General features: G+C 60.0%; 1 protein-coding gene. It reads left to right on the top strand.

Annotated elements, in window-relative coordinates:
• Positions 1-2061, top strand: a 2061-nt coding sequence (locus tag FZE95_RS19435; protein WP_150302437.1) for an N-6 DNA methylase, incomplete at its 5' end; no start/stop codon positions are given.
• Between the last annotated feature and the right edge of the window lie 6 nt (positions 2062-2067).

Raw genomic sequence — 2067 nt, 5'->3', positions numbered from 1 at the left:
ACCCACTTCGGCGATGTGCGCCTGCGCAACAGCGATTTCGAATTCCCCGATCTGCTCGGCGCGGCCTACGAATACCTGATTGCCGAGTTCGCCGACTCCGCTGGTAAAAAAGGCGGTGAGTTCTACACGCCGCGCTCGGTGGTGCGGCTGATGGTTAATCTGCTCAAGCCGACCCTGGCCCATGACGTGTATGACCCGTGCTGCGGCTCGGGCGGCATGCTGATCGCCGCCAAGGAATATATCGACGAGCACGGCGAAGATGGCCGCAAGGCCAACCTGTTTGGTCAGGAATACAACGGTACTGTCTGGTCCATCGCACAGATGAACATGCTGCTGCACGGCATCAGCAACGCCTGGCTGGAGAACGAAGACACCCTGGCTGATCCCCGGCATATCGAAGGCGGCGAGCTGCGCCGCTTTGACCGCATCCTCACCAACCCACCGTTTTCCATCAACTGGGGCCATACCGAGAAAAGTCCGGATGGCAACCTGGTCTGGGCTCCATCCTTTCGTGAGGAGCGTTTCCGTTTCGGCGAGGTGCCGCTGGGTTCGAAGAAGGCTGATCTGATGTTCCTTCAGCACATGCTTGCTGTCACCCGCGACGAGGGCATGGTTGCCACCGTACTGCCGCATGGGGTGCTCTTCCGTGGTGGTGAGGAAAAGGGCATCCGTGCAGGCATCATCGAGAAAGACTTACTCGAAGCGGTCATCGGCCTGCCGGCGAACCTGTTCTACGGCACCGGCATCCCCGCCTGCATATTGATTCTGCGTCAGCAGAAACAGGACGGCGCCAACCGGGTTAGCAGTAAGCCGGTCGCGCGCCGGGGCAAGGTGCTGTTTATCAACGCCGACCGTGAATACTTCGAAGGTCGGGCGCAGAACTTCCTGCTGCCCGAACACATCGAGAAGATCGCTACCGCCTTCGACGAGTTCCGCCAGATCGACGGTCTCAGCGACGTGGTGGACATCGCTACCCTGCGCGAAAACGACTACAACCTGAACATCCGCCGCTATGTGGACAACGCACCGCCGCCCGAGCCCCATGACGTGCGCGCTCACCTGCTCGGCGGCGTGCCCAAGGCTGAAGTGCAGGCCAAGGCCGTACTATTCAACGCCCACGGCCTCGATCCGCAAGACCTCTTTGTGGAGCGCGATGCGCAGTATTACGACTTCCGCGACGAGCTGACCTGCCGCGCCGATCTGAAGCCCGCCATCGAAACCAACGCTGGCCTGCAGAGCAAGGAAGCCTCAATACGCGCCGCCTTCGAGGCGTGGTGGAGCGAACACAGCCCGCGCATCACCGCCCTGGCTGGGAGACTCGACGACACCGCCGCGCTGGTTGATCTACGCGGCGAACTGCTGGCCAGCTTCAGCGAAACGCTGGAGCGCATTGGCATGCTCGATCCCTTCCAGGTGCGCGGCATCGTTGCCGGCTTCTGGTATCAGAGTAAATATGACTTCCTTGGCCTGATGGCGCGCGGCAGCCGAGGCGTAATAGATGCCTGGCGCACCAGCATCGTTACCGCCATGGAAGACAAGGCCAGCAAGCACAGCCCGTTGGAACACAAGCTGGTCAAGTTCCTGCTCGATGATTTCGTTGGCACGCTTGCCGAGCTGGAAGCGAAGAAAACCGAACTTGAAATCCAGATCAAGGCCGCCACCCCAGCCAAGGGCGGGGAGGGTGACGAGGCCGACGGTGAGGCGGACTTAAGCGACGACGAGGACACTGCCGTTGACGAGGGCCAACTCAAGGAATGGAAAGCTGAACTGACCAAAGTGAAGAAGCAGCTCAAAACCAGGAAGGACAACTTTGCCAGCCACCTGAACAAGGCGGTTGATGGGCTGGATGAACAGGCAGCCGCCGAGCTGCTGTTGACTATCCTGCACAACGATATGCAGGCCATCATCGAGCGCTATATTGCTGCCCAGCGCAAAGAGATTGTCGCCTCCTTCGAAAACTGGTGGGACAAGTACCGGGTGACGCTCAATGAGATCGAGCATAAGCGCGATGCGGCAGCGGTGGAGTTGCAGGGGTTCTTGAAGGGGTTGGGGTATGTCTGAGAGAAC

Source organism: Pseudomonas profundi (assembly GCF_008638305.1).
In the GTDB taxonomy this organism is placed as follows: domain Bacteria; phylum Pseudomonadota; class Gammaproteobacteria; order Pseudomonadales; family Pseudomonadaceae; genus Halopseudomonas; species Halopseudomonas profundi.
This window is presented reverse-complemented; position numbering and strand designations above follow the sequence as displayed.